The organism is Rhodococcus sp. IEGM 1305, from assembly GCF_030058635.1.
Lineage (GTDB): Bacteria > Actinomycetota > Actinomycetes > Mycobacteriales > Mycobacteriaceae > Rhodococcus_F > Rhodococcus_F opacus_D.
The window spans coordinates 1-22,918 of record NZ_JASHKX010000036.1 but is presented as its reverse complement, the minus strand read 5'-3'; the positions used below and the strand labels follow the sequence as shown (position 1 = coordinate 22,918).

25 protein-coding genes are annotated in these 22,918 nt (G+C 68.5%); 11 read left to right on the top strand and 14 right to left on the bottom strand.

Going from position 1 to position 22,918, the window contains the following annotated elements:
- Positions 1 to 3 precede the first annotated feature (3 nt).
- From QM693_RS30720 to pcaH, 6 genes are read right to left on the bottom strand one after another with little or no spacing between them, the layout of a single operon-like run.
- Positions 4 to 1,215, bottom strand: coding sequence for an acetyl-CoA C-acetyltransferase (locus QM693_RS30720; RefSeq protein ID WP_037226308.1), 1,212 nt, complete (start codon positions 1,213 to 1,215; stop codon positions 4 to 6).
- Positions 1,216 to 1,251: 36 nt separating this feature from the next.
- Entirely contained in the window at positions 1,252 to 2,049 is a 798-nt protein-coding gene (locus QM693_RS30715) for an IclR family transcriptional regulator (protein WP_280782372.1), read from the bottom strand.
- A complete protein-coding gene (gene pcaDC / locus QM693_RS30710) occupies positions 2,046 to 3,248 on the bottom strand; it encodes a bifunctional 3-oxoadipate enol-lactonase/4-carboxymuconolactone decarboxylase PcaDC (RefSeq protein WP_283333596.1) in 1,203 nt (400 codons plus the stop codon). Before pcaDC ends, QM693_RS30715 begins: the two co-directional genes overlap by 4 nt.
- On the bottom strand, positions 3,245 to 4,597 hold the full coding sequence (gene pcaB, locus QM693_RS30705; RefSeq protein WP_283354217.1) for a 3-carboxy-cis,cis-muconate cycloisomerase: 1,353 nt from the start codon (positions 4,595 to 4,597) through the stop codon (positions 3,245 to 3,247). Before pcaB ends, pcaDC begins: the two co-directional genes overlap by 4 nt.
- A gap of 28 nt (positions 4,598 to 4,625) precedes the next feature.
- Complete coding sequence (gene pcaG, locus QM693_RS30700; RefSeq protein WP_283333598.1) at positions 4,626 to 5,267, bottom strand: protocatechuate 3,4-dioxygenase subunit alpha; 642 nt, start codon at positions 5,265 to 5,267, stop codon at positions 4,626 to 4,628.
- A complete protein-coding gene (pcaH, locus tag QM693_RS30695; protein WP_247250296.1) occupies positions 5,267 to 5,980 on the bottom strand; it encodes a protocatechuate 3,4-dioxygenase subunit beta in 714 nt (237 codons plus the stop codon). Before pcaH ends, pcaG begins: the two co-directional genes overlap by 1 nt.
- Before the next feature lie 152 nt (positions 5,981 to 6,132).
- Here pcaH and QM693_RS30690 point away from each other — a divergent pair, with 152 nt between their 5' ends.
- Together QM693_RS30690 and QM693_RS30685 are read left to right on the top strand one after the other, a co-directional pair.
- Positions 6,133 to 6,882, top strand: coding sequence for a CoA transferase subunit A (locus tag QM693_RS30690; RefSeq protein WP_005248111.1), 750 nt, complete (start codon positions 6,133 to 6,135; stop codon positions 6,880 to 6,882).
- Positions 6,879 to 7,520, top strand: a complete 642-nt coding sequence (locus QM693_RS30685) for a 3-oxoacid CoA-transferase subunit B (protein ID WP_009474040.1) — start codon at positions 6,879 to 6,881, stop codon at positions 7,518 to 7,520. The genes QM693_RS30690 and QM693_RS30685 overlap by 4 nt, the downstream gene beginning before the upstream one ends.
- Positions 7,521 to 7,530: 10 nt before the next feature.
- Here the strand turns inward: QM693_RS30685 and fdhD are convergent, their stop codons facing one another.
- On the bottom strand, positions 7,531 to 8,358 hold the full coding sequence (fdhD, locus tag QM693_RS30680) for a formate dehydrogenase accessory sulfurtransferase FdhD (protein WP_283354216.1): 828 nt from the start codon (positions 8,356 to 8,358) through the stop codon (positions 7,531 to 7,533).
- Between the two features lie 129 nt (positions 8,359 to 8,487).
- Between fdhD and QM693_RS30675 the strand changes: the two genes are divergently transcribed.
- The 3 genes from QM693_RS30675 to QM693_RS30665 all read left to right on the top strand — a co-directional run bounded on the left by QM693_RS30675 (position 8,488) and on the right by QM693_RS30665 (position 12,278).
- Complete coding sequence (locus QM693_RS30675) at positions 8,488 to 9,111, top strand: GNAT family N-acetyltransferase (protein WP_280782377.1); 624 nt, start codon at positions 8,488 to 8,490, stop codon at positions 9,109 to 9,111.
- Between the two features lie 62 nt (positions 9,112 to 9,173).
- On the top strand, positions 9,174 to 10,181 hold the full coding sequence (locus tag QM693_RS30670; RefSeq protein ID WP_283354215.1) for an iron-siderophore ABC transporter substrate-binding protein: 1,008 nt from the start codon (positions 9,174 to 9,176) through the stop codon (positions 10,179 to 10,181).
- 48 nt (positions 10,182 to 10,229) lie between these two features.
- Positions 10,230 to 12,278 carry a S9 family peptidase gene (locus QM693_RS30665; protein WP_283354214.1) on the top strand — a complete coding sequence of 683 codons (2,049 nt, stop codon included), beginning with the start codon at positions 10,230 to 10,232 and terminating at the stop codon, positions 12,276 to 12,278.
- A gap of 30 nt (positions 12,279 to 12,308) precedes the next feature.
- On the opposite strand, the gene QM693_RS30660 is transcribed toward QM693_RS30665, so the two are convergent.
- The 3 genes from QM693_RS30660 to QM693_RS30650 all read right to left on the bottom strand — a co-directional run bounded on the left by QM693_RS30660 (position 12,309) and on the right by QM693_RS30650 (position 13,385).
- Positions 12,309 to 12,569 carry a WhiB family transcriptional regulator gene (locus QM693_RS30660; RefSeq protein WP_280782380.1) on the bottom strand — a complete coding sequence of 87 codons (261 nt, stop codon included), beginning with the start codon at positions 12,567 to 12,569 and terminating at the stop codon, positions 12,309 to 12,311.
- Positions 12,570 to 12,632: 63 nt separating this feature from the next.
- On the bottom strand, positions 12,633 to 13,184 hold the full coding sequence (locus QM693_RS30655; RefSeq protein WP_283333603.1) for an HNH endonuclease: 552 nt from the start codon (positions 13,182 to 13,184) through the stop codon (positions 12,633 to 12,635).
- Positions 13,185 to 13,244: 60 nt separating this feature from the next.
- The gene (locus QM693_RS30650) at positions 13,245 to 13,385 is read right to left on the bottom strand and encodes a hypothetical protein (protein ID WP_283354213.1); all 141 of its coding nucleotides are present in this window, start codon (positions 13,383 to 13,385) and stop codon (positions 13,245 to 13,247) included.
- 218 nt (positions 13,386 to 13,603) lie between these two features.
- Between QM693_RS30650 and mihF the strand changes: the two genes are divergently transcribed.
- The gene (gene mihF / locus QM693_RS30645) at positions 13,604 to 13,915 is read left to right on the top strand and encodes an integration host factor, actinobacterial type (protein ID WP_005248100.1); all 312 of its coding nucleotides are present in this window, start codon (positions 13,604 to 13,606) and stop codon (positions 13,913 to 13,915) included.
- A gap of 153 nt (positions 13,916 to 14,068) precedes the next feature.
- Entirely contained in the window at positions 14,069 to 14,527 is a 459-nt protein-coding gene (locus QM693_RS30640; protein WP_280782383.1) for an SRPBCC family protein, read from the top strand.
- Between the two features lie 125 nt (positions 14,528 to 14,652).
- On the opposite strand, the gene QM693_RS30635 is transcribed toward QM693_RS30640, so the two are convergent.
- From QM693_RS30635 to QM693_RS30620, 4 genes are read right to left on the bottom strand one after another with little or no spacing between them, the layout of a single operon-like run.
- Positions 14,653 to 15,930: a D-amino acid dehydrogenase gene (locus tag QM693_RS30635; RefSeq protein WP_283354212.1), complete on the bottom strand. Its 1,278-nt coding sequence runs from the start codon at positions 15,928 to 15,930 to the stop codon at positions 14,653 to 14,655.
- Entirely contained in the window at positions 15,927 to 16,337 is a 411-nt protein-coding gene (locus QM693_RS30630) for a RidA family protein (protein ID WP_280782385.1), read from the bottom strand. The genes QM693_RS30635 and QM693_RS30630 overlap by 4 nt, the downstream gene beginning before the upstream one ends.
- The gene (locus QM693_RS30625) at positions 16,330 to 16,479 is read right to left on the bottom strand and encodes a hypothetical protein (protein ID WP_280782386.1); all 150 of its coding nucleotides are present in this window, start codon (positions 16,477 to 16,479) and stop codon (positions 16,330 to 16,332) included. Before QM693_RS30625 ends, QM693_RS30630 begins: the two co-directional genes overlap by 8 nt.
- Complete coding sequence (locus tag QM693_RS30620) at positions 16,476 to 17,900, bottom strand: sodium:solute symporter family protein (RefSeq protein ID WP_283333608.1); 1,425 nt, start codon at positions 17,898 to 17,900, stop codon at positions 16,476 to 16,478. Before QM693_RS30620 ends, QM693_RS30625 begins: the two co-directional genes overlap by 4 nt.
- A gap of 141 nt (positions 17,901 to 18,041) precedes the next feature.
- On the opposite strand from QM693_RS30620, the gene QM693_RS30615 reads away from it, so the two are divergent.
- From QM693_RS30615 to QM693_RS30600, 4 genes are all read left to right on the top strand, one after another.
- Entirely contained in the window at positions 18,042 to 19,202 is a 1,161-nt protein-coding gene (locus tag QM693_RS30615; RefSeq protein WP_283354211.1) for a CdaR family transcriptional regulator, read from the top strand.
- Positions 19,203 to 19,340: 138 nt separating this feature from the next.
- Positions 19,341 to 19,493: a hypothetical protein gene (locus QM693_RS30610; protein ID WP_009474026.1), complete on the top strand. Its 153-nt coding sequence runs from the start codon at positions 19,341 to 19,343 to the stop codon at positions 19,491 to 19,493.
- A 55-nt stretch (positions 19,494 to 19,548) separates the two neighbouring features.
- Positions 19,549 to 22,224 carry a valine--tRNA ligase gene (locus QM693_RS30605; RefSeq protein ID WP_283354210.1) on the top strand — a complete coding sequence of 892 codons (2,676 nt, stop codon included), beginning with the start codon at positions 19,549 to 19,551 and terminating at the stop codon, positions 22,222 to 22,224.
- The coding region (locus QM693_RS30600) for a bifunctional folylpolyglutamate synthase/dihydrofolate synthase (RefSeq protein ID WP_283354209.1) at positions 22,221 to 22,918 on the top strand (698 nt) is incomplete at its 3' end. The genes QM693_RS30605 and QM693_RS30600, both read left to right, overlap by 4 nt.

The window sequence follows — 22,918 nt, the reverse complement described above, 5'->3', positions numbered from 1 at the left end:
GGATCAGACCCGCTCGAATACCGCAGCCAGTCCCTGGCCGCCGCCGATGCACATGGTCTCGAGGCCGTAGCGGGATTCGCGACGGTCCATCTCCCGCAGGAGGGTGGCGAGAATGCGGCCGCCGGTGGCACCGACGGGGTGTCCGAGGGAGATGCCGGATCCGTTGGGGTTGAGGCGTTCGTCGGTGGGGTCGAGGTCCCAGCTGCGGAGGACGGCGAGCGTCTGCGCGGCGAAGGCCTCGTTCAGTTCGATGACACCCATGTCGGACAGCGACAGTCCGAGTTGCCCGAGGGCCTTCTCCGTGGCGGGCACCGGGCCGATGCCCATGGTGCGCGGTGGGACGCCGGCCACGGCCCAGGACGCCATGCGGGCGAGGGGCTTCAGCCCGAGTTCCTTCGCCTTCTCGGCGGTCGTCACGATGCACACGGCGGCACCGTCGTTCTGCCCGCTGGCGTTGCCGGCGGTGACGGTGGAGGCGGAGTCGATCTTGGAGCGGATGGCACGGAGCTTCGACAGGGACTCCACCGTGGTGTCTGCGCGCGGGTGCTCGTCCTTGTCGACTACGAGCGGGTCCGACTTGCGTTGCGGCACCGTCACTCCGACGATCTCCTCGGCGAAGCGGCCCGATTCCTGCGCGGCGACGGCACGCTGGTGCGATTGCACGGCGAGCGCGTCCTGGTCCTCTCGGCTGATGTCGAACTCGGCGCGGAGGTTCTCGGCGGTCTCGATCATGCCGCCGGGCACGGGGAAGTTCGCGCCGCCGGCGGTGACGCGGGCGCGGGCGAGCCGGTCCGCGAGTTGGACCCCTTCGCCCTTGACGCCCCAGCGGATGTTCGGGTTCGTGTAGAACTCGGCCTGGCTCATGGATTCGGCGCCACCGGCGAGGACGAGGTCGTTGCCGCCGGACGCCACCTGCAGCACGGCGGTGATGACCGCTTGCAGACCGGATCCGCAGCGGCGATCCACCTGCATGCCGGGGACGTCGATGCCGAGTCCGGCGTCGAGGGCCGCGATCCGGCCGATGGCCGGGGCTTCCCCGCCCGGGGACGCCTGGCCCAGGATGACGTCGTCGATCTGGCTGCCCTCGATGCCGGTGCGTTCGACGAGCGCCGTGATGACGGTGGCTGCGAGGCTCTGCGGGGTGATGTCCTTGAACACTCCGCCGAAGCGCCCGACCGGCGTTCGCAGGGGCTCGCAGATGACGACGTCACGCATGGAAAGACCTTTCATGAAGTTTCCTCGGGCACTGCGTCAGCGATTGACGGTGGCGAGGTCCTGTTCGATGTCGGTTGCGGTGACCCGCAGCGACGGGATGAGATCGGAATGCAGATCCTCGAGGCTGTATCGCGCGGCCGGAGTGGAGATGTTCACCGCGGCGACGGTCAGCCCGGAGGCGCCCCGGATCGGGGCGGCCATCGACCGCAGGCCTGCCTCGAGTTCCTGGTCGAGAACGCAGATACCGTCCGCGCGAACAGCGAGAATCGCAGCTTTCAGCTCGTCACGGGCCGTGATCGTGCGTTCGGTGAGCCGCTGGATGTCGAGCTTCTCGAGGTACGCGTCGAGTTCGTCGTCGGGCAGTCCCGCCAGCAGGACCCGGCCCATCGAGGTGGCGTACGCGGGGAGCCGGGTGCCGATGGTGATGCCCACCGTCATGATCCGGCTGACGGGCACGCGGGCCACGTACACGATGTCGGCGCCGTCGAGGATCGACACCGACGACGACTCGTGCACCTTGTGGCTCAGCCTCTCGAGGTGCGGCTGCGCGACCTCCGGCAGCGACAGGCTCGACAGGTAGCTGTATCCGAGTTCGAGAACCCGCGGGGTGAGCCAGAACGCGGAACCGTCCGTGGCCACGTAGCCGAGCTCGACGAGGGTGAGCAGAAATCGGCGTGCGGTGGCGCGGGTCAGGTCGGTGGCGCGGGCGACGTCACTGAGCGTGCGCCGCTGATTCCGGTTGTCGAAGCAGCGGATCACGGCGAGGCCTCGGGCCAGCGACTGCACGTAGTCGGGGGACGGGAGGATCTTCTCCGTCGGTTCGGTAGCGGTCATGTCTGCGAATTCTCCTCCGTGGGCCCGGTGCCGGTGGAGGACAGGTCGGCGAGGGCCTGTTTGCCGAGTGCGAAACCGAGATTGCTGTTGGGCACACCGGCGTAGACGGCGGTGTGGAGGAGCACCTCACCGATGGTGTCGGCGTCGACACCCGCGCGGAGGGCGGCGCGGATGTGCATGTCGAGTTCGTGCTCGTTGCCCACCGCGGTGAGAACGGCGATCGTGAGCAGTCGCCGCAACTCGTGGTCCAGCCCGGGGCGCGACCAGATGTCGCCCCACGCGGTGCGGGTGATGAAGTCCTGGAACGGTGCCGTGAAGTCGGTGGTTCCCGCCACGGAGCGGTCCACGTGCGCGTCGCCGAGTACCGAGCGTCGCACCGTCATTCCCTGTGCGTGCGCGGCGCGACGTCCGCGCGCGTACCCGCCGCCGACGATGTGTTCGCGCAGCAGCGCCGTCACGGCACCTGCCTGCTCGAGGTTCGCGACGTGGGCGGCGGGGGAGAGCACCTCGAACCGGGCACCGGTGATGCCGTCCGCGAGGATCTGCATGACCGACGGCGGGGTGGACGGATCCTCCTCGCCCGCGATCACCAGTGTCGGTGCGCTGATGCGGGACAGGTCGGCAGTGAACTCCCAGTCGGCGAGGGCGTCGCAGCACGCGGCGTATCCCTCGGGGGACGTCGACGCGATCATTTCGCGGTAGTGCCGGACGAATTCCGGATCACGTTTGGCGAGCCCCTCGCTGAACCACCGTGCGACAACGGCATCCGCGAGCGACTCCGGACCGTCGGTGCGTGATGCCGCGGCCCGCTCGATCCATGCCTGCGGTTCACCGAATTTCGCGGCGGTGCACAGCAGCGACAGCGACAGCACCCGGCGCGGAGCGTGCGCGCCGAGCCACTGGGCGATCGCCCCGCCCATGGACAGTCCGACGAAGTGGGCGGCGTCCACGCCGAGCGAGTCGAGCAGGGCGAGGACGTCCTCGGACAGGTCGCGGACGGAGTACGGACCGTCCGGTGCCGGCGATTCGCCGTGGCCGCGTTGATCGACGGCGACCACCCGGCATTCGTCGGACAGGGCCGCGATCTGCGGGTCCCACATGGACCGGTTGGAGCCGAGCGATCCGAGCAGGACGACGACGGGGGCGTCCGCCGCGCCGCTTCGGGGTCCGGAGATTTCGTGTGCGAGTGCGACTGTCATCGCGTTCCTTCCCGGCCGCGGGCCACTGTCTCCAGTGCGCGGTCGACGATGTCGTGGGCGTGGCCGAGGTATCCGGCGGGGTCGAGCAGGGCGCGGATCTCGTCCGCCTGCAGGTACTGGAGGAGCCCCGGATCCTCGTCGAGGGGGTGTCCGGTCTCGCACGCGGCGGTGACGAGGTCGCGCGCGTTGTCGGTGCGGGCGGACAGGGCGCCGGTGACGCGTTCCGCGAGGAGCAGGCCACCGGTGATGTCGAGGTTGCGGGCCATCGCGTCGGGGTGAACGTTCAGCCCACCGAGCGAGTCGGCGATGCGCGCGACGGCTCCGCCGGTGAGACGCAGCAGGTCCGTGAGCGTTTCCCACTCGGCGTGCCAGGCGCCCGCGGCGCGCTGCTGCTCGTGATCCATCGAGCCGAGGATCGTCGCGACGAGTCCCGGGGTGCGGCGGGACGCGGCGCGGGCCGCGATCGCGGCCACCGGATTGCGCTTGTGTGGCATGGCCGACGAACCGCCGGGTGACCCTTCGCTGACCTCGCCGACCTCGGTGGACGACAGGAACACGAGGTCGGTGGCGATCTTGGACACCGCGCCCGCGGCCGTTCCGAGCGCCGACGCGAGCAGTGCGATGCGGGTGCGATCGGTGTGCCAGGGCACGTCCTGCCGTGCCAGCCCGAGCTCGTCGGCGAGCTCGTCGGCGACGTCGAGGCCGTGCGGGTAGAGCGCAGCGGACGTGCCGGCCGCACCTCCCAGTTGCACGGGGAGGCCGTCCAGTGCGTCGAACAGCGCGCGGGAAGCCCTGTGCAACGCCGTCATCCACCCCGCGGCGAGTACGCCGAACGTGGTGGGGAGGGCCTGCTGGCCGAGTGTGCGGCCGGCGATGGGGGTGTCGCGCTGGGCCCGTGCGAGCGCCTCGGCGCACAGCGCCGCCTCGTCGAGGGACGCCAGGATGTGCGCACCCGACCGGCGGCACAGCAGCATCAGGGCGGTGTCGAGGATGTCCTGACTCGTGGCGCCCTTGTGCACGTGGCTTCCGGGCACCCCGAGATCGGCGGCCGTGACCTCGCCGCGGAGCAGTTTTACCAGCGGGATCACGGGATTGCCGCCCGCTGCGGCCGCCTCGCCGAGGGCACCGACATCCACGGAGCCCTCGGCGACGACGCGCGCGAACACCGACGAAATGGCGTCGGCGGACGCGGCGGGGATGACGTCGCATTTCGCTTCCGCCCGGGCCAGTGCGGCCTCGACCTCGACCATCGCGGTGACCCACGCCCGGTCCGAGAGCAGCGCCGACAAGTCGCCGGCACCGAACGTCGGATCGAACAGGGCACCCCGGGAAGGCTCCGGAGAGTTCACGCGCGACACCTTTCTGGGTTGTGACCGGTTACAGGGCGAAGAACGGGGTTTCCCGTCCTTCTGTGTTCTGCACGTGGATCGTCAGGTGGTATCCGCGATCCGTCTTCTCCGCGATCAGCTTGGGGCGGTCGGCTTCCGGGACGGCGGAGAGCACGGGGTCCGATGCGTGCGCGTCCGTGTCCTCGGGGAAGTAGAGCCGCGTGTACAGCCGCTCGAGCATGCCGCGGGCGAACAGTCCGACGTTGATGTGCGGGGCCTCGACGGCGCCGTCCTCGGCGGGGAGTGCGCCCGGCTTCACGGTGTGCACCACGATCGTGCCGCTCTCGTCGGCGAACACGCGGGCCAGGCTGCGGAAGCCGGCGGGGGTCGCCTCGGCGGCACCGCGGGGATCGGTGGGGCTGTTGAACCGTCCTGCGGCATCTGCCTGCCAGGTTTCGATCATCGCGTCGCCGATGGGCTGACCGGCGCCGTCGATGACGTTGAAGGACACGTCGATTCGTCCCGGCGCATCCTCGGGGACGGCGTCGCCGCTGTTCTCCCACGTCGGGAACAGGCCGATGTGGACGTACGGGCCGACGGTCTGGGACGGGGTGACACCGAACGGCACCTGGTCCTGGCTCTTGGCGAGGACCGGGTAGCGGGGGGCGTCGGGGTTCTGGGTGTCGATCATCAGTGGCCCTCCGGGTCCTCGAACGGGGTGGCGTCCTGACCGCGCAGGACGATGTCGAACTTGAATCCGACGGCCCAGTTGTCGCGGGTGTGGTCGTAGTCGAACGTGCTGATCATCCGCTCGCGTGCCGCTTCGGGCACCGCGTTGTAGATCGGGTCCTGGAAGAAGAACGGATCGTCCGGGAAGTACATCTGCGTGACCAGCCGCTGGGTGAACGCCTGACCGAACAGGGAGAAGTGGATGTGCGCGGGCCGCCACGCGTTGTGGTGGTTGCCCCAGGGGTAGGCGCCGGGCTTGATGGTCGTGAACTCGTAGTGGCCCTGCTTGTCGGTGAGGCAGCGGGCGACACCGTTGAAGTGGGGGTCGAGCGGGGCCGGCCAGGAGTCCATCTTGTGGCGGTAGCGGCCTCCGGCGTTGGCCTGCCACACCTCGATGAGGGTGTCGGGGATGGGTTTGCCCGCGCTGTCGAGGACGCGGCCGTGGACGATGATGCGCTGTCCCTGGGCCTCGCCGCCGTTGGCGTGGGTCATGTCGTTCTCACCCTTGGCGATGTCGGCGTCGCCGAAGACCGGACCGGTGATCTCGCCGAGTCGCTGCGGGACCAGGATCAGGTCGTTCTTGGGGCTGCGCAGCCGAGTTGTCTTGTACTCGGGGAACAGCAGCGGGGCATTCGCTTCGTGCCCGGCGTGGTGGTGGGCTGGCAGATGCAGCATGGAAAAAGATCCTCACGTTCTCGATGTGAACAGTCGGCCGCTATTCGCACATAGTAGTCGCGTTCTGTGATGGGGCCAACAGGCGGGGCGCAATTTGTTCGCAATGTGGATGGGTGTTCACTACTCGAACATTTTGCGGTAGCCTGGGTCACATGGTCAACAAAGTCTTCGCAACGGCGGCCGAGGCCGTTGCCGATGTCCCCGACGGAGCGTCCCTCGCGGTGGGCGGCTTCGGCCTCGTCGGTATCCCCTCGGTCCTCATCGACGCCCTCCTCGCACAAGGTGCCACCGACCTCGAGACGGTCAGCAACAACTGCGGCACCGACGGTTTCGGTCTGGGTCTGCTCCTCGAGCAGCACCGGATCCGGCGCACGATCAGCTCGTACGTCGGCGCCAACAAGGAATTCGCGCGGCAGTACCTCAGCGGAGAGCTCGAGGTCGAGCTCACTCCGCAGGGCACGCTGGCCGAGCGCATGCGCGCCGGGGGAGCGGGCATCCCCGCCTTCTACACCCCCGCCGGTGTCGGGACGCAGGTCGCCGACGGCGGTCTGCCGATCCGCTACGACGGCCAGGGCGGCATCGCGGTGGCGAGCAAGCCCAAGGAGACGCGCGAGTTCGACGGGGAGGCCTTCGTCCTCGAACGCGCCATCCGCACCGACTTCGCGCTGGTCCATGCATGGAAGGGTGACCGCCTCGGCAACCTCGTGTACCGGGAGACGGCCCGCAACTTCAACCCGGACGCCGCCGGCGCCGGTCGCATCACCATCGCGCAGGTCGAGTACCTCGTCGAGCCCGGCGAGATCGACCCCGCCGAGGTGCACACCCCCGGCATCTTCGTCCAGCGTGTGGTCGAGGTCGGCAAGCAGGAAACGGGAATCGAGAACAGGACGGTACGGGCATGAGCTGGACGCGTGACGAGATGGCGGCCCGGGTCGCGGCCGAACTCGAGGATGGGCAGTATGTGAACCTCGGCATCGGCATGCCCACGCTCATCCCCGGTCACATCCCGGCCGGCAAGGACGTCATCCTGCACTCGGAGAACGGCATCCTCGGCGTCGGGCCGTACCCGACGGACGACGAGGTCGACCCCGAACTGATCAACGCGGGCAAGGAGACCATCACGGTGGTCCCCGGCGGCGCGTTCTTCTCCTCCTCCGACTCCTTCTCGATGATCCGCGGCGGCAGCGTCGACGTGGCCGTTCTCGGCGCCATGCAGGTCAGCAGCCACGGAGACCTGTCCAACTGGATGGTCCCGGGCGCCATGGTCAAGGGCATGGGCGGCGCGATGGACCTCGTCCACGGCGCGGGCAAGGTCATCGTGATGATGGATCACGTCACCAAGAAGGGTGAGCACAAGATCCTCGAGGAGTGCACGCTGCCGTACACCGGCAAGCGCTGCGTGCAGAAGATCGTCACCGATCTCGCCGTCATCGACGTCACTCCCGACGGCCTGCGGCTCGTCGAGACCGCTCCCGGCCACAGCGTCGAGGACGTCCAGGCGGCCACCGGCGCGACGCTCCTGGTCGACGCCACCGTCTAGAAACGCCCGCTCAGGCCCCGGTCTTCACGCGCTGGGCTCCGGCATAGACGTTCATCGACTCCCCACGGAGGAAGCCGACGAGCGTCGTGCCGGATTCCAGTGCCAGGTCGACGGCCAGCGAGGACGGCGCCGACACCGCGCCGAGCATCGGTACCCCCGCCATCACGGACTTCTGCACCAGTTCGAAGGATGCGCGCCCGCTGACGAGGAGAACGCTGCCCGACAGCGGCACCCGATCCTGTGTCAGCGCCCACCCCAGCACCTTGTCGACGGCGTTGTGCCTGCCGACGTCCTCCCGCAGCGCGACGAGTGCGCCGTCGGGGGTGAACAGGCCCGCGGCGTGCAGTCCGCCCGTCGAATCGAAGATGCGCTGACCCGACCGCAGGGTGGCCGGCATCGACGACAGGGTGGCCGCGGTCACGGACAAGTCGTTGCCGGACAAGGGGAATCGTGACCGTGTCCGGACCTGGTCGAGCGACGCCTTGCCGCACACTCCGCAGGCCGACGAGGTGACGAACCGGCGTTCCGGTCCACCCGGCGCCGGGACGCCCTCGGCCAGAACCACGTCGAGCACGTTGTACGTGTTGGCTCCGCTCTCGTCGACGCCGTCGCAGTAGCGGGCGACGGACACGTCGTCACGGCTCTCGATGATGCCCTCGGTCAGCAGGAACCCGTGCACCAGATCGATGTCGTCGCCCGGCGTGCGCATCGTCACCGACAGCGAACGGCCGCCGACCCGGATCTCGAGGGGTTCCTCGACGGCCAGCGAATCGGGTCTGCGTGTCGTTCCGTGCTCGGTGATGCGGACGACCGGGCGTCGCGCGGTGACGCGGCCCATCACCTGCCGCCGGATTCGAGCGGACTGCGTGCGGACGAGGGGCGGGTCATGGGTCCATAGTGGCCCCGAACCGGGCGCGACGGCCAGCCGTTCCGGCGCGCCCGCCTGGTGTGCCCGTACCCTCTGGACATGGGTGTGAGCGTGCGAGCGGCGACCGGATCCGACATCCCCGAACTGGCGCGCGTCCTGGCCGACGCGTTCTTCGACGACCCCGTGATGGTGTGGATGTGGCCGGATCCCGAGCGCAGGCGGCGCGGCCTGCCGAGACTGTTCGCGGTGGAGATCCGCCATCACCATCTTGCCGGGGGCGGAGCCGAACTGGCCGAGGACGGCGACGGCGTGGTCCGCGGGGCCGCGATGTGGGATCCGCCCGGCGGCTGGAAGCAGTCGACGTTGTCGTCGCTCCTCAGCCTGCCGGGGCTGGTCCGCGCGTTCGGCTCGCGGCTGGGCGTCGGGGCCGCGGTGAGCGGAACCGTCGAGGACGCACACCCGGTCGATCCCGTGCACTGGTATCTGGCGACGATCGGGACGTCGAACGCGGGACGGGGCGGCGGTTACGGGAAGGCGCTGTTGCGGTCGCGGCTGGACCGATGTGATGCCGAGGGGCTCCCGGCATATCTGGAGTCGAGCAAGGAAGACAACATTTCCTACTACCAGCGGTTCGGCTTCGACGTCACCGGCGAGATCCGGATCCCGGACGGCGGGCCGACGCTGTGGGCGATGTGGCGCGAACCCGTCCGCGCGACCCCTTAGGCTAAGCTCGGCAAGCCTTACCTAAGTGGTTCGTAGTACCTGGTAGACGAGAGGGTCGCCGCATGAACGTGGGTCAACAGAGGATCGGCCTGAGCCGACGCGGATTCCTCGTGGGCACCGGGGGAGCGCTGCTCGCGTTCGCCGCGGCCTGCAGCAGCTCGGACGGCGACGGCTCCGGCAGTGAGCCGTCCGGCCCCGTCATCGCCCACAAGTACGGCGAGACCCAGGTGCCGACCGACCCGCAGCGCATCGTCAGCGTGGGCTACAACGACCAGGACACGATCCTCGCGCTCGGCGGCACGCTGGCAGGCACGTTCGACTGGTACGGCGACTACCCCTACGGCGTGTGGCCGTGGGCGCAGGACCTCCTCGGCGACGCGCAGCCCGAGATCGTGGGCACGGCGTCGACCAACATCGATTTCGAGAAGGTCGCGACGGTCGCCCCGGATCTGGTGGTCGGTACCTACTCCGGCCTCACCCAGGCCCAGTACGACAAGCTGAGCGCCATCGCGCCGACGGTCGCGCAGCCCAAGGAGTTCGCCGACTTCGGCGTCCCGTGGCAGGACCAGACGAGGATTCTCGGCGAGACGCTCGGCAAGAAGGACAAGGCTGCCGAGCTCGTGTCCTCCGTCGAGACGCAGTTCGACGACGTCCGGGCCGCCAACCCGGCGTTCGCGGGAAAGACCGTCCTCGTCGGCGCGCTCAAGGGTCCCGGGCAATTCGGTGTGTACGGTCCGGAGGATCCGAAGGTCCGCTTCTTCACCGAACTCGGCTTCGTCAATCCCGCTGTGACGGAGCAGATCACCGGCAACTTCGCCGAGATCAGCACGGAGCAGCTGTCGCTCGCGAACGTCGATCTCCTCGTCTGGTACGCAGGCGGCGGTTACGGCGACAAGCTGCGCGAGGAACTCGACAAGACACCGATCTATCAGGAACTCGACGTGGTGAAGGCCGGCCGCACGATCACGCTCGAGGACGCCGCTGCCGAGGCGATGGCGTGGAGCACCGTATTGAGCCTGCCGTACGCGTTGAACGAGATTCCGCCGCGGGTCGCGCCCCTGCTCGTCTGAGACGCGGATGTCCGACGGTGTGAGCCCGGTTCGTGATACCAACGACTCGTGACCGCGATTCCTGAACTCCACGCCGGAACTCCTTTCGACGACCTCGACGACTACCTCGCGCTCGGCCGCGTCGGCGGCCTCGCGCTGTCCGCGGACGGGCGAAGGCTGGTCGTCGCGCAGTCGACGCTCGACGAGAAGGCGACGAAGTACGTCACCGCGTTGTGGGAGGTCGATCCCACCGGCGGGTTCGCGGCCCGCCGGCTCACCCGTGGCCGCAGCGGGGAGTCCAACCCGACGTTCACCAGCGACGGCGATCTCCTCTTCACGTCCTCCCGTCCGACGCAGGACGAGGACGACCTTCCCGACGACCTGTGGCGGCTGCCCGCGCGGGGCGGCGAGGCGGTGGTCGTCGCGCGCCGCGGCGGCGGCATCACCGGGGTCCGCGCCGCACGGTGCGCGCCGCGGGTCGTCGTCACCACCGGGGTTCTCGGGAGATCCGGGGAGTCCGCCGACGACGAGCGGGTGCGCACCGAGCGCAAGGAGAAGAAGGTCTCGGCGATCCTGCACACGGGCTACCCGATCCGCTATTGGGACCACGATCTCGGTCCCGAGGTGCCCCACCTCCTGTCCGCCTCACTGGACGCGCTCGCGGAGAACGGGCAGGAGCCGGAGCTGACCGACCTCACCCCGATGCCGGGTCCGGCGCTGCGGGAGGCGAACTACGCGCTGAGCGACGACGGCGCCTTCGTCGTGACGTCGTGGACGGTTTCCGGTCCGCTGGCGTCGATCCGGAACATCCTCGTGCGCATCGACACCGAGACGGGGGCGCGCACGATCCTCGTCGACGACGCCGACGCCGATCTGTCGGACCCGGTGATCTCCCCGGACGGACGGCACGTCGTGTTCATGCGGGAATCACATGCGACACCCGACTCCGCGCCGCGATTCACGCTGCACCGCTACAGCTTCGACAGTGGCACCGTCTCGGAGGTGGCGCCGGGGTGGGACCGGTGGGCCACGTCCGTGGTCTGGCTGTCCGACGGGTCGGGGCTCCTCGTCACCGCCGACGACCGCGGGCGCGCGCCGATCTTCCTGCTCCGTGACGGCGCGGACCCCACTCGGGTGACGACCGACGACTGCGCGTACACCGACCTGCAGGTCGCCCCCGACGGGTCGACGGTGTTCGCGCTGCGGGCGTCGTACGCGGCGCCGCCGCACCCGGTGCGCATCGACATCACCTCCGGCGCCGTCTCACTGCTGAAGGCGCCCGCCGACCTCCCCGAGTTGCCGGGGACGCTGACGGAGGTCGAGACGGTCGCCGCCGACGGCGCCGCGGTGCGCGCGTGGCTCGCGGTGCCGACCGGCGCCTCCGCCCACGCGCCGGTTCCTCTCGCGCTGTGGGTGCACGGCGGCCCCCTGGGGTCGTGGAACACCTGGTCGTGGCGATGGAACCCGTGGCTGCTCGTGGCGCGGGGATACGCCGTGCTGCTGCCCGATCCGGCGTTGTCCACCGGCTACGGGCAGGAGTTCGTCGAGCGGGGCTGGGGTAAGTGGGGTAAGGCCCCGTTCACCGATCTCATGGCGATCACCGACGCCGCGGTGGCACTGCCGGAGATCGACGACAAGCGCACCGCGGCGATGGGCGGATCGTTCGGCGGTTACATGGCCAACTGGATCGCCGGACACACCGACCGGTTCAAGGCGATCGTCACCCACGCCAGCCTGTGGGCGCTGGACCAGTTCGGCCCCACCACCGATGCCGCCTGGTACTGGCAGCGGGAGATGACGCCCGAGATGGCGGTGGAGAACTCGCCGCACCTGTACGTCGCGGACATCGTGACCCCCATGCTGGTCATCCACGGCGACAAGGACTTTCGCGTTCCGATCGGTGACGGGCTGCGGCTGTGGTTCGAGCTGCTGTCCGAGTCGGGGTTGCCCGCGGACGACGACGGTCGCACCGAACACCGCTTCCTCTACTTCCCGGACGAGAACCACTGGATCCTCACCCCGCAGAACGCGAAGGTCTGGTACCAGGTCGTGCTCTCGTTCCTCTCCGAGCACGTGCGGGGCGAGGACGTCGCGCTGCCCGAGATCCTGGGCCGGTAGCCGGCGGACCGGGGCCGCGCCGAGGCGGAGTCACGCCCGCTTCTCGCGACCCCGATCGAATTCCTTGCCACCCCACACGCCGGACTGGCCGGTGGCCCTGGCGAACAGCTCGCAGCGCGTCCGCAGTGGGCAGTGATGACACACGTCGCGCGCGTACGCGAAATCCTCGGTCGGGAACGGGAACCACCGGTCCGGCTCGGGGTCGGCGCGACACGCGGCGTCGACCCAGCCCGCGGGGTCGTCGGAGGCAGGCAGCAGGGTGGACAGGGTCGTGTCCAGGACGTCGGTCATCGGGAAATCTCCCCTTCCCGGGAGAAGGTCGGTCGGGTGGAGGCGGGTGCGGGGGTCTCGCGGTCAGACCGCCGCGAGATCCCTCCAGATCTGCCGCTGCGCCTTCTCGATGTGCCGGGGCGCCTTCGGCTCCCAGAGGAGCGGCATTCCCGCCTCCTCCGGTGTGCGGTCGGCCTTCCTCTGGTTGCAGGGGACGCAGCAGGCCACGAGGTTGGCCCAGGTGTTCGGGCCACCGCGGCTCCTCGGCAGCACGTGGTCGATGGTCGTCGCGACAGGCTCGGCGCAGTAGCCGCAACGATTGCGGTCGCGGCGGAACACGCCCGCGAACGTCGCGCGGCTGCTGTCGGTCACCAGCACGGAGTGCGGGACGTAGACGTAACGCAGCAGTCGGATGGTCTGCGGCAGGCTGATCTCGACGTGCTGCGAGCGGATCGGGAACGGCGGCTCCCGATCAGCGACCGTCTCGGCCGCACCGACACTGATCAGCACGACGGCGCGCTCGGCGGGAATCTCACAGAGGGCCTCGTACGTCACATTGAGGACCAGCACATCCGCACGCGACCAGTTGCGCGCGTCGAGGGTGCTGCCGGGTGGGTTACGGGAGAAGTGCCTCACGGGAGATCTCGGTTCTGTCGGTTCGCGGCGGTGGGGGCACGCCGGCCGACGGAAGTCGAGTCAGGCGTGGCGGGCGGTGCGGTGGGTCTTCGGGGCGGGCATGATCCCGCGTTCGCCTTGCCTGCCGACGGGGAAGGAGGAGGCGATGCCCGTGCGTGACGGCTGCAACCGGGCTGCGTGGGCTGAGGGCAGTGCGCGCATCGCTACGTCCTTCCTGAACTCGACGTGTGAACTGAACCGATCGGAACACGTCGAGCATGACACAGCGCACGGCCCGCGTCCTGGTATTTTCGGCGCCGTCGGACCCGTGAGCGGGGCGTGTCGAATCGGACAGGATCCGCGACACGTCCGATGGATGCGGTGAAGTAGCGGTTCTCTCGCTACGGTGTTCGATACGTACCCCGAATGAAGGAGACATCGTGGCACTTCCCCAGCTCACTGACGAACAGCGGGCAGCAGCTCTCGAGAAGGCCGCCGCCGCTCGTAAGGCACGCGCAGAGCTCAAGGACAAGCTCAAGTCCGGTGACATCACCCTCAAGCAGGTCCTTTCCAAGGCCGATGTCGACGACATCATCGGAAAGACCAAGGTCAGCGCCATTCTGGAAGCCCTGCCGAAGATCGGCAAGGTGAAGGCCCAGGAGATCATGGCCAACCTGGAGATCGCTCCGACGCGCCGCCTCCGTGGCCTCGGCGACCGTCAGCGCGACGCCCTGCTGGCGCACTTCAGCTGACACGTTCCCCGGGTGCCCGCCCCATCGCCTTCCGGCGACCGGCGGGCGCCCGGACGCGTCTTTCCTGCCCCCACCCCCGCTAGTGCAACCTGACGGTTGCGCAAATGGCCGCCGATGTGCAACCGTGAGGTAGCACATTGTCGAGAGGTGAGGATGATCATGAGCGTTCCGGACGCATCCCAGGACAGGATCGAGCGCGAGATTCAGATCGACGCCCCCATCGAGCGGGTGTTCCGGCTGGTGAGTGAACCCGGCTGGTTCATCGGCGACGGCGAACCCGGCAAGACGACCACCACACGCGAAGGCGACGTCTTCGTCGTGGACTTTCCCCCGTACGGGCGCTTCCCGATACTTCCCGTCACGTCCGACGCACCGCACTACGTCTCGTTCCGTGGGGGAGACGATCCCGCGCAGCCGCTCGTGGAGGGCACGTCCACCCTGGTCGAGTTCTTCCTGTCGGAGCGGGACGGTGGCACGCTCCTCCGCGTCGTCGAGACCGGATTCGCCGCCTTGTACCCGAATGCCGAGCGCCGCGCGGCCGCCTACGAAGGCAATATCGAGGGCTGGGAAATGCAACTGGCGTTCGCCAAGCGTGACGCCGAAAGCGGCTAGCGCGAAGCATCTGTCGCGCTGATGTGTCGACCTCGCTGACCGCAGTCGGGGGTTGCGGTCAGCGAGGTCGGTGCGCCGCCGTTTCGGGAGGCACGCTCGGATAGTCGTCGGGTCAGTGCACTTCGTTACGCGCCTCGTCCGCTCGGATGCCGGCGCGACGAAATCGGGGAGTACGGACTCGGGTCGATGTCCGGTCGCCGTTCGTCCACGAGATCCGCGAGGATGCGGGCCGAGCCGACCGCCATGGTCCAGCCGACGTGACCGTGACCGGTGTTGAAGTACAGATTGTCGTGCCGTCCCAGCCCGATCATCGGCGGGCCGTCGGGCGTCATCGGGCGAAGGCCCGTCCGGTATCTGGCCGTGTCCCAGTCCACGGCGCCGGGGAACAGTTCGTTCCCCGCGTCCACGATGCCCGCGTAGTCGGCGGGCGAGTGACTGCGGTCGTACCCGACGAATTCCGCGGTGGCCGACATTCTCAGCTCGTCACCGAACCGCGACCAGGCGACGAGTGTCTTCTCGTCGATGCCGCCCACCACCGGTGCGCGTTCGGGGTCCTTGACGGTCGCGGTCAGCGTGTATCCCTTGGCCGGGTAGACGGGTAGCCGCAGACCGACACTCCTCGCGACGAGAGCACTTGCGGCCCCCGCGGCGAGGACGAAGGCATCCGCGCGAATGTCGCCCCGGTCGGTGACGGCCGAGGTGATGGCCGCGCCGTCGGTCTCGAGGCGCATGACGGACGTGCCCAGGTGGAACCGGACCCCTAGCCGTCCGCATTCCTCGGCGAGCCCCACCGAGAACCGGTGCGGGTCGCCGGTGCCGTCGGTGCGGTCGTGGATCGCCCCCGCGAACGTGGCCGTCCCGTGCCGGAGGGCGGGCTCCGCGGCCGCGATCTCCTCCGGTCCCAGCACGTCCTGCTGCTGTCCGTGGTCGCGGAGCAGCTGCGAGTTCACCTGCGCGTGCTCGAGTTCCGCTTCCTCCCGGTACAGGTACAGCACGCCGTTGCGTGTCTGGCAGTACTCCAGGTTCTCGCGGGCGGTGAGTTCGTCCATCAGCTGCTGGCTGTACCGGGCCAGTCGGAGCTTCGCGAGAGTGTTCGACCGCGCCCGGGAGGCCGTGCACTCGCGGAGGAATCGCACACCCCACCGGGCGAGTTCGGCGTCCGCCCGGGGGCGGACACGGATCGAGGTCGACGCGCCGAGCAACGATCGGACCAGCATGGTGGGAGCCGACGGCGACGCCCACGCGTAGGAGTGACCGGGGGCGATCAATCCGGCGGTGCTCGCGCTGGTGTCGGACGCGACCTCGCTGCGCCGGTCGTATACATGCACCTCGTGTCCACGCTCGACCAGAGCGTGGGCGGTCGCCACACCGACGACCCCTGCTCCGAGAACTGCCACCTTCATTCCGCTTCCTTTCCTTCGGTCGAGCCCCGGCCCGTGACGGCGACGGCCTGTATCTCCACGAGTAGCTGCGGGTCCAGCAGGGCTGCGACCACCGTTGCCCTGGCCGGGCGGTGGTCTGCGGCGAACCAGCGCATCCATTCCTCGTTGAAACGCGGGGCGTCCTCGGCGTTCGCGAGATACACCGTGGCCGAGGCGATGTCGTGCAGGGTGGCGCCGGCCGCGGCGAGGACCCTGTCGAGTCGTGTGAGGGAGTGACGTGTCTGCTCCACCACATCGGTACCGACGACGTTGCCGGTGTCGTCGAACGAGACCTGGCCGGAGACGAACACGAGGTCGCCGACCCTGCGCGCCGACGGGTACGGGCTGGTGCCGGTGGTCACCCCGGGGACGTCCACGATGTCATCCATGGTCGCGCTCGCCCGCTGTGGCGCCACCGCTGTCACCGCGGAGCACTTCCTTGACGTAGAAGCGCCAGCCGAGGAATCCGACCCACAGGGTGACGGTGACGACGGCGGTGGGTACCCCGTAATAGAGGAGGACGGGAATCATGCGAATTCTCCTTCGGTGACGCGGACGGCAGGCTGTTGCCGGCGCGGATAGCGGGACGAGGTGGCCGTCGCGACCGTGACGAAGACGAGGAGGTTGGCGACGACGCCGGGCACCAGCCCATCCAGTCCGAACGGAGCGTCGAGGCCCCACTGCCACACCGCGGTGACGATCGCGCCCGCCGTGATCGCCGACAGTGCCGCCGGCGCGGACCGCACGCCGAACAGCACCGCGCCGAACAACGGAACGATGACCGTCGGAGCCCACAGTGTGTAGCTGTAGAGAAGGGCGTCGACGATGGACGGAACGCTGAGGGCGAAGATGGTCGCCCCGGCACCGACGACGACACTGGTGGCCCTCTCAATGGTGAGCCGCCTCGACGGCGGCAGCTCGGTGGGGCTGAGGGGCTGGTAGATGTCCTTGGTCAGGACGACGGCGGTGGAATTGAGGTAGGAACTCGCCGTCGACATCACGACCGCCATCAGCGCCGCCACCACCAACCCGAGAACGCCGACCGGCATCAGATTCATCACCACGGTCGGTAGCGCCTGATCGCTTTCGATGTCCGGGTACAGGACGAGTGCGATCAACCCGAGAGACGCCGAGGTGAAGAAGAAGAAGAACGAGAAGAACCCGGCCAGTGCGTAACCCTTACGGGCGTGCCGCGAGTCGGGGGTGGAGAACGTCCGCTGCGCGTACGGCGGGACCAGCGTCTCGCCGAGCAGTAGTGCCGCGAAGAGCGTGAGGAACTGTGCGGGGGAGTAGTCACCCATGAACGAAAGATGCTCGGCGGGAACACTGTCCAGGAGGGCCGACGGTCCGCCGACGGCGTCGAGCCCGATGAGGAGCGCCACCGGCAGGAGTACTCCCAGGAAGACGAACTGCAACAGGTCCGTCTGGATTACCGCCCAAGCCCCACCGAACGAGGAGTAGAGCACGACCACACCCATGCCGATGATCACCGCGGGCACGGTGGGCACGTCGAGGGTGGCGTTGACGACGGTACCGATGGCCAGGGCCTGGGCGCCGAGGATGCCGGCACACAGGACGACGGACAGTACGCCGGTGACCAGTCTCGCCGGCCGGCCGTAGTGGGCCTCCATGATGTCGCCGAGGGTGTGGGCGCCGATGTAGTTCTTGAGTCTGGGCGCGACGAAGTAGCCGACGAGCACCGTCTGAACGCCGAATGCGCAGAAGGCGAACATGTACACGTAGCCGTCACGCATCGCGGCGCCGGCGACACCGAGCGATGCTCCGCCGCCGAGGAACGCTGCGGCCAGGCTGCCGAAGAAGACCGGCCAGATGATTCGGTTGCCTGCCACGGCGAAATCGTCCGGCGACTTGACGCGTCGCATGGTCTGGACGCCGATCAGGACGAGAAGCAGGAAGTAGGCACCGAGAAGTATCCAGTCGAGGATTGCCATGTGAACTCCTAGTTGGGATGAACCCATCGTAGGAACGGCATGTGACCGAGGTCACTAGGCAAGTTGACCTTGATATACACTGGAATCGATACTTGATTGTGCGATATGCACAACCCCTCGCAGGGTTCGGAAGGACTGTCGATGCTGAGTGAGGCTCTGGCGCAACAGATCGCGAACGAGATCACCGACGTCATCGGGTTCAACGTGCTCATCACGGACGCGGCAGGCACGGTGGTCGGCAGCGGGGACGAACGTCGCATCGGCCAATTCCACGAGGCATCGATCGAGGTGATCCGTGCGCGGCGCATGATCGCGCATTCGGCAGCGGACGTCCGCGACCTCGTCGGCAGTCTGCCCGGCGTCACCATTCCGCTCATCATCGACGGTGACGTGGTGGGCACGATCGGGCTGTCCGGTTCGCCCGAGCAGGTCGAGCAATTCGGGCTCGTGGTCAAGCGGCAGACCGAAATCCTGATGCAGGAGGCCTCGCGGATCGGTACGCGGCTGACCTACGAGCGGGCAGCGGAAGAACTGCTCCGCGACATCTGTGATTGGCATCGCTCCACGTTCACCGAGGCCCAGATCGTCCGGCGGGCAACGGGTCTGGGATACGACCTGCGCCTTCCCCGGGTCATGCTGCTGATCAGCTACGACAGTCACTCCGACGACGTCGCGGTCCCGGGGCAGCCCGTGTCGCACAAGGTCCTGCGCGCCGTGCAGGACGCCTTCGACTCCGCGACCGATCTGGTCGCGCCGCTCGCCCGGCAGGTCGTCGCGGTCACCACCGTGGTGACCGCACGGACGCCCGCGGCGGATGCGGCTCTGACGGACCGGTGCCGGAAGTATGTGTCCCTGGTCCGTGAACGGGGATGGGACACCCGCGTGGGGATCGGCTCCATCGCGCACGGGGTCGAACAGCTCAATCTCTCGTCCCAGGACGCGTACGACGCGCTCCGGCTCGGCGCGGTTCTCGACCCACGCGGACAGGTCTACGACATCGACCGGTTCCGCCTCCATCAGGCCGTCTCGGTGATACCCGCGGAAACCCGTGACAGACTGTCACGGGCCGTGCTCGGCGCGTTGGCCACCGACAACGACTGGCCGCACCTGCAGGAGACGCTGATCGCGTGGGGGGAGTGCGGGTTCAACTCCAGCCGGGCGGCGCAGCGGCTGCACGTCCACCGCAATACCCTCGCCAACCGACTCGACAAGATCGCCCGGCTCCTCGGTCGCCCGCTGGACGAACCGGGTCTGGGTATGACGCTCTACCTCGCCTGTGTGGTGGCACAGCGGGCCGGCTGAGCCTACTGCCGGCGTGTGTGTGAACCTCACCGGCGCGCCCGTCGCCGTGTCGCCGCCGATCGGCGGCGTTTTCGATGCATACTCGACATTCTCGAGTGGTTGCCGCACTGGATGCGGCAGACGAACCGGAGGAATCCCTTGAACGACCACCACGTGCAGCTCTTCTCCGAGCTGCACAGCACCGCAGGATCCCAGGCAGGCGGCGAGGATGCCGGCGAGGCGCTGCGCCCCGTCGACCCGGAGCATCGCACCGCCACCGAGGTGCACCGCGCCCTGTTCAGCGACCAGTAGCGAGGCGGACGGTAGCCCCGTCGTCGGTCGTCCGCGCGTTCATTAGACTCGATGGGTGACCAGTGCAGCTCCAGAAAATCCCCAGAACCGTGCCGATGCCCTTCCGAAGAGCTGGGACCCCAGTTCCGTCGAGGACGATCTGTATCAGGGCTGGGTAGACGCCGGTTACTTCCGCGCGGACCCGCACAGCGACAAGCCGGGCTACTCCATCGTCCTGCCGCCGCCGAACGTGACCGGCAGCCTGCACATGGGTCACGCGCTCGACCACACGTTGATGGACGCGCTGAGCCGCCGCAAGCGGATGCAGGGCTATGAGGTGCTGTGGCTGCCCGGCATGGACCACGCGGGCATCGCGACGCAAACCGTGGTCGAGAAGCAGCTCGCCGTCGACGGCAAGACGAAGGAAGACTTCGGCCGCGAGCTGTTCATCGACAAGGTGTGGGACTGGAAGCGCGAGTCCGGTGGCACCATCGGCGGCCAGATGCGCCGGATCGGTGACAGCGTCGACTGGAGCCGCGACCGGTTCACCATGGACGACGGGCTGTCCCGCGCCGTCCAGACGATCTTCAAGCGCATGTACGACGACGGGCTGATCTACCGGGCCGAGCGTCTCGTCAACTGGTCGCCCGTGCTGCAGACGGCGATCTCCGACATCGAGGTGAAGTTCGAGGACGTCGAGGGTGAGCTGGTCTCGCTGCGGTACGGCTCGCTGAACGACGACGAGCCGCACGTCGTGGTCGCGACCACCCGTGTCGAGACGATGCTCGGTGATACCGCCGTGGCCGTCCACCCCGACGACGAGCGCTACAAGCACCTGATCGGGACGACGCTCGAGCATCCCTTCACGGGGCGCGACATCCCGATCATCGCGGACGAGTACGTCGATCCCGAGTTCGGCACCGGCGCCGTCAAGATCACGCCCGCACACGACCCCAACGACTTCGAGATGGGCCTGCGGCACAACCTGCCGATGCCGACCATCATGGACAAGACCGGCAAGATCGCCGACACGGGAACGCAATTCGACGGTCTCGACCGCTTCGAGGCGCGCGTCAAGGTGCGCGAGGCGCTCGCCGAGCAGGGTCGCGTGGTCGCGGAGAAGCGGCCCTACCTGCACAGCGTCGGGCATTCCGAGCGCACCGGTGAGTCCATCGAGCCGCGCCTGTCGCTGCAGTGGTGGGTGAAGGTCGAGTCCCTCGCGAAGGCCGCCGGTGACGCGGTGCGCAACGGTGACACGGTCATCCACCCGGCCAGTCAGGAACCGCGGTGGTTCGCCTGGGTCGACGACATGCACGACTGGTGCATCTCGCGTCAGTTGTGGTGGGGTCACCGGATCCCGATCTGGTACGGCCCCGACGGCGAGGTCGCGTGCTTCGGACCGGACGAGACCGCACCCGAGGGATGGGTGCAGGATCCAGACGTCCTCGACACCTGGTTCTCCTCTGGGTTGTGGCCGTTCTCGACCATGGGCTGGCCCGAGAAGACTCCCGAGCTCGAGAAGTTCTATCCCACAAGTGTTCTCGTCACCGGTTACGACATCCTGTTCTTCTGGGTGGCGCGGATGATGATGTTCGGCACGTATGTGTCGGAGGACGACGCCATCGCTGGCGGCAAGTCCGGACCGCAGATGCCGTTCGAGGACGTGTTCCTGCACGGCCTCGTCCGCGACCAGTTCGGCAAGAAGATGTCGAAGTCGCGGGGCAACGGCATCGACCCGCTCGACTGGGTCGACCGCTTCGGCGCCGATGCGCTCCGCTTCACGCTGGCCCGCGGCGCCAACCCCGGCAGCGACCTGTCCGTCGGCGAGGACCATGCGCAGTCGTCGCGGAACTTCGCGACCAAGCTGTTCAACGCGACCAAGTTCGCCCTCATGAACGGGGCCGCGCCGGCACCGCTGCCCGGACGCGGCGAGCTCACCGACGCCGACCGGTGGATCCTCGACCGTCTCGAGCAGGTGCGCGGGGAGGTCGACGCCGCATTCGACCGGTACGAGTTCAGCAAGGCGTGCGAGGCGCTGTTCCACTTCGCGTGGGACGAGGTCTGCGACTGGTACCTCGAGCTGGCCAAGGTGCAGTTCGCCGAGAGCGACACGGTCGCGGCGAACACGAGGGCCGTGCTCGGCAACGTCCTCGACGCCCTGTTGCGCCTGCTCCACCCGGTGATCCCGTTCGTCACCGAGACGCTGTGGACGGCGCTCACCGAGCGTGAATCCGTCGTCGTGGCGCAGTGGCCGCAGTCGAGCGAGGCGGCCGCGGATGCGGTTGCGGCGCAGCGTGTCGACGACATGCAGCGACTGGTGACCGAGGTGCGCCGGTTCCGCAGCGATCAGGGTCTCAAGCCCTCGCAGCGGGTTCCCGCACGGATCAGCGGCATCGCCGAGGCCGATCTGGACACGCAGCTCGCCGCGGTCACGTCGCTGGCGCGCCTGACGGACCCGGAGGACGGGTTCGCGGTGTCCGCGTCGGTGGAGGTGCGCCTGAGCAAGGCGACCGTCACCGTCGACCTCGACACGTCCGGCAACGTCGACCTCGGCGCCGAGAAGGCCCGGCTGGAGAAAGATCTCGCGGCCGCGCAGAAGGAACTCGCCGGTACCACGGCCAAGCTGTCCAACGAGGCGTTCCTGGCCAAGGCCCCCGACGCCGTCAAGGACAAGATCCGTACGCGTCAGCAGATCGCGACGGAAGAAATCGAACGCATCACCAAGCGATTGAAGGAGCTGGAAGGCGCGTGACCTCGCCCGACTTCACGCCGGAGGAAGTCAGTCCTGTCGACCTCGCGGAGCTGACACTGGTCGAGGCGGAACTCGACAAGCGGTGGCCCGAGACGAAGATCGAGCCGTCCCTCACCCGGATCGCGGCCCTGATGGACGTACTCGGTTCGCCGCAGCACGGCTATCCCGCCATCCACGTCACCGGCACCAACGGCAAGACGTCGGTGACGCGGATGATCGACGCGCTGCTCACGGCGCTGCACCGGCGCACCGGCCGCACCACCAGCCCGCACCTGCAGCTCGCCACCGAGCGCATCAGCATCGACGGGCGCCCGGTGTCGCCCCGCCGGTACGTCGACACGTACCGGGAGATCGAGCCGTACGTGCAGATGATCGACCAGCAGTCGCAGGCGGCCGGCGGCCCCGCGATGAGCAAGTTCGAAGTGCTCACCGCGATGGCGTACGCCGCGTTCGCGGAGGCGCCCGTCGACGTGGCCGTCGTCGAGGTGGGTCTCGGCGGGCGTTGGGACGCAACCAATGTCATCGACGGCGAGATCGCGGTGATCACCCCGATCAGCCTCGATCACGCCGAGTATCTCGGCGACGACCTGGCCGGGATCGCCGAGGAGAAGGCCGGCATCATCAAGAAGGGCCGCGAGGACGCGCTGGTGCCCCGCGACGCCGTCGCGATCCTGGCCGAGCAGACGCCGGAAGT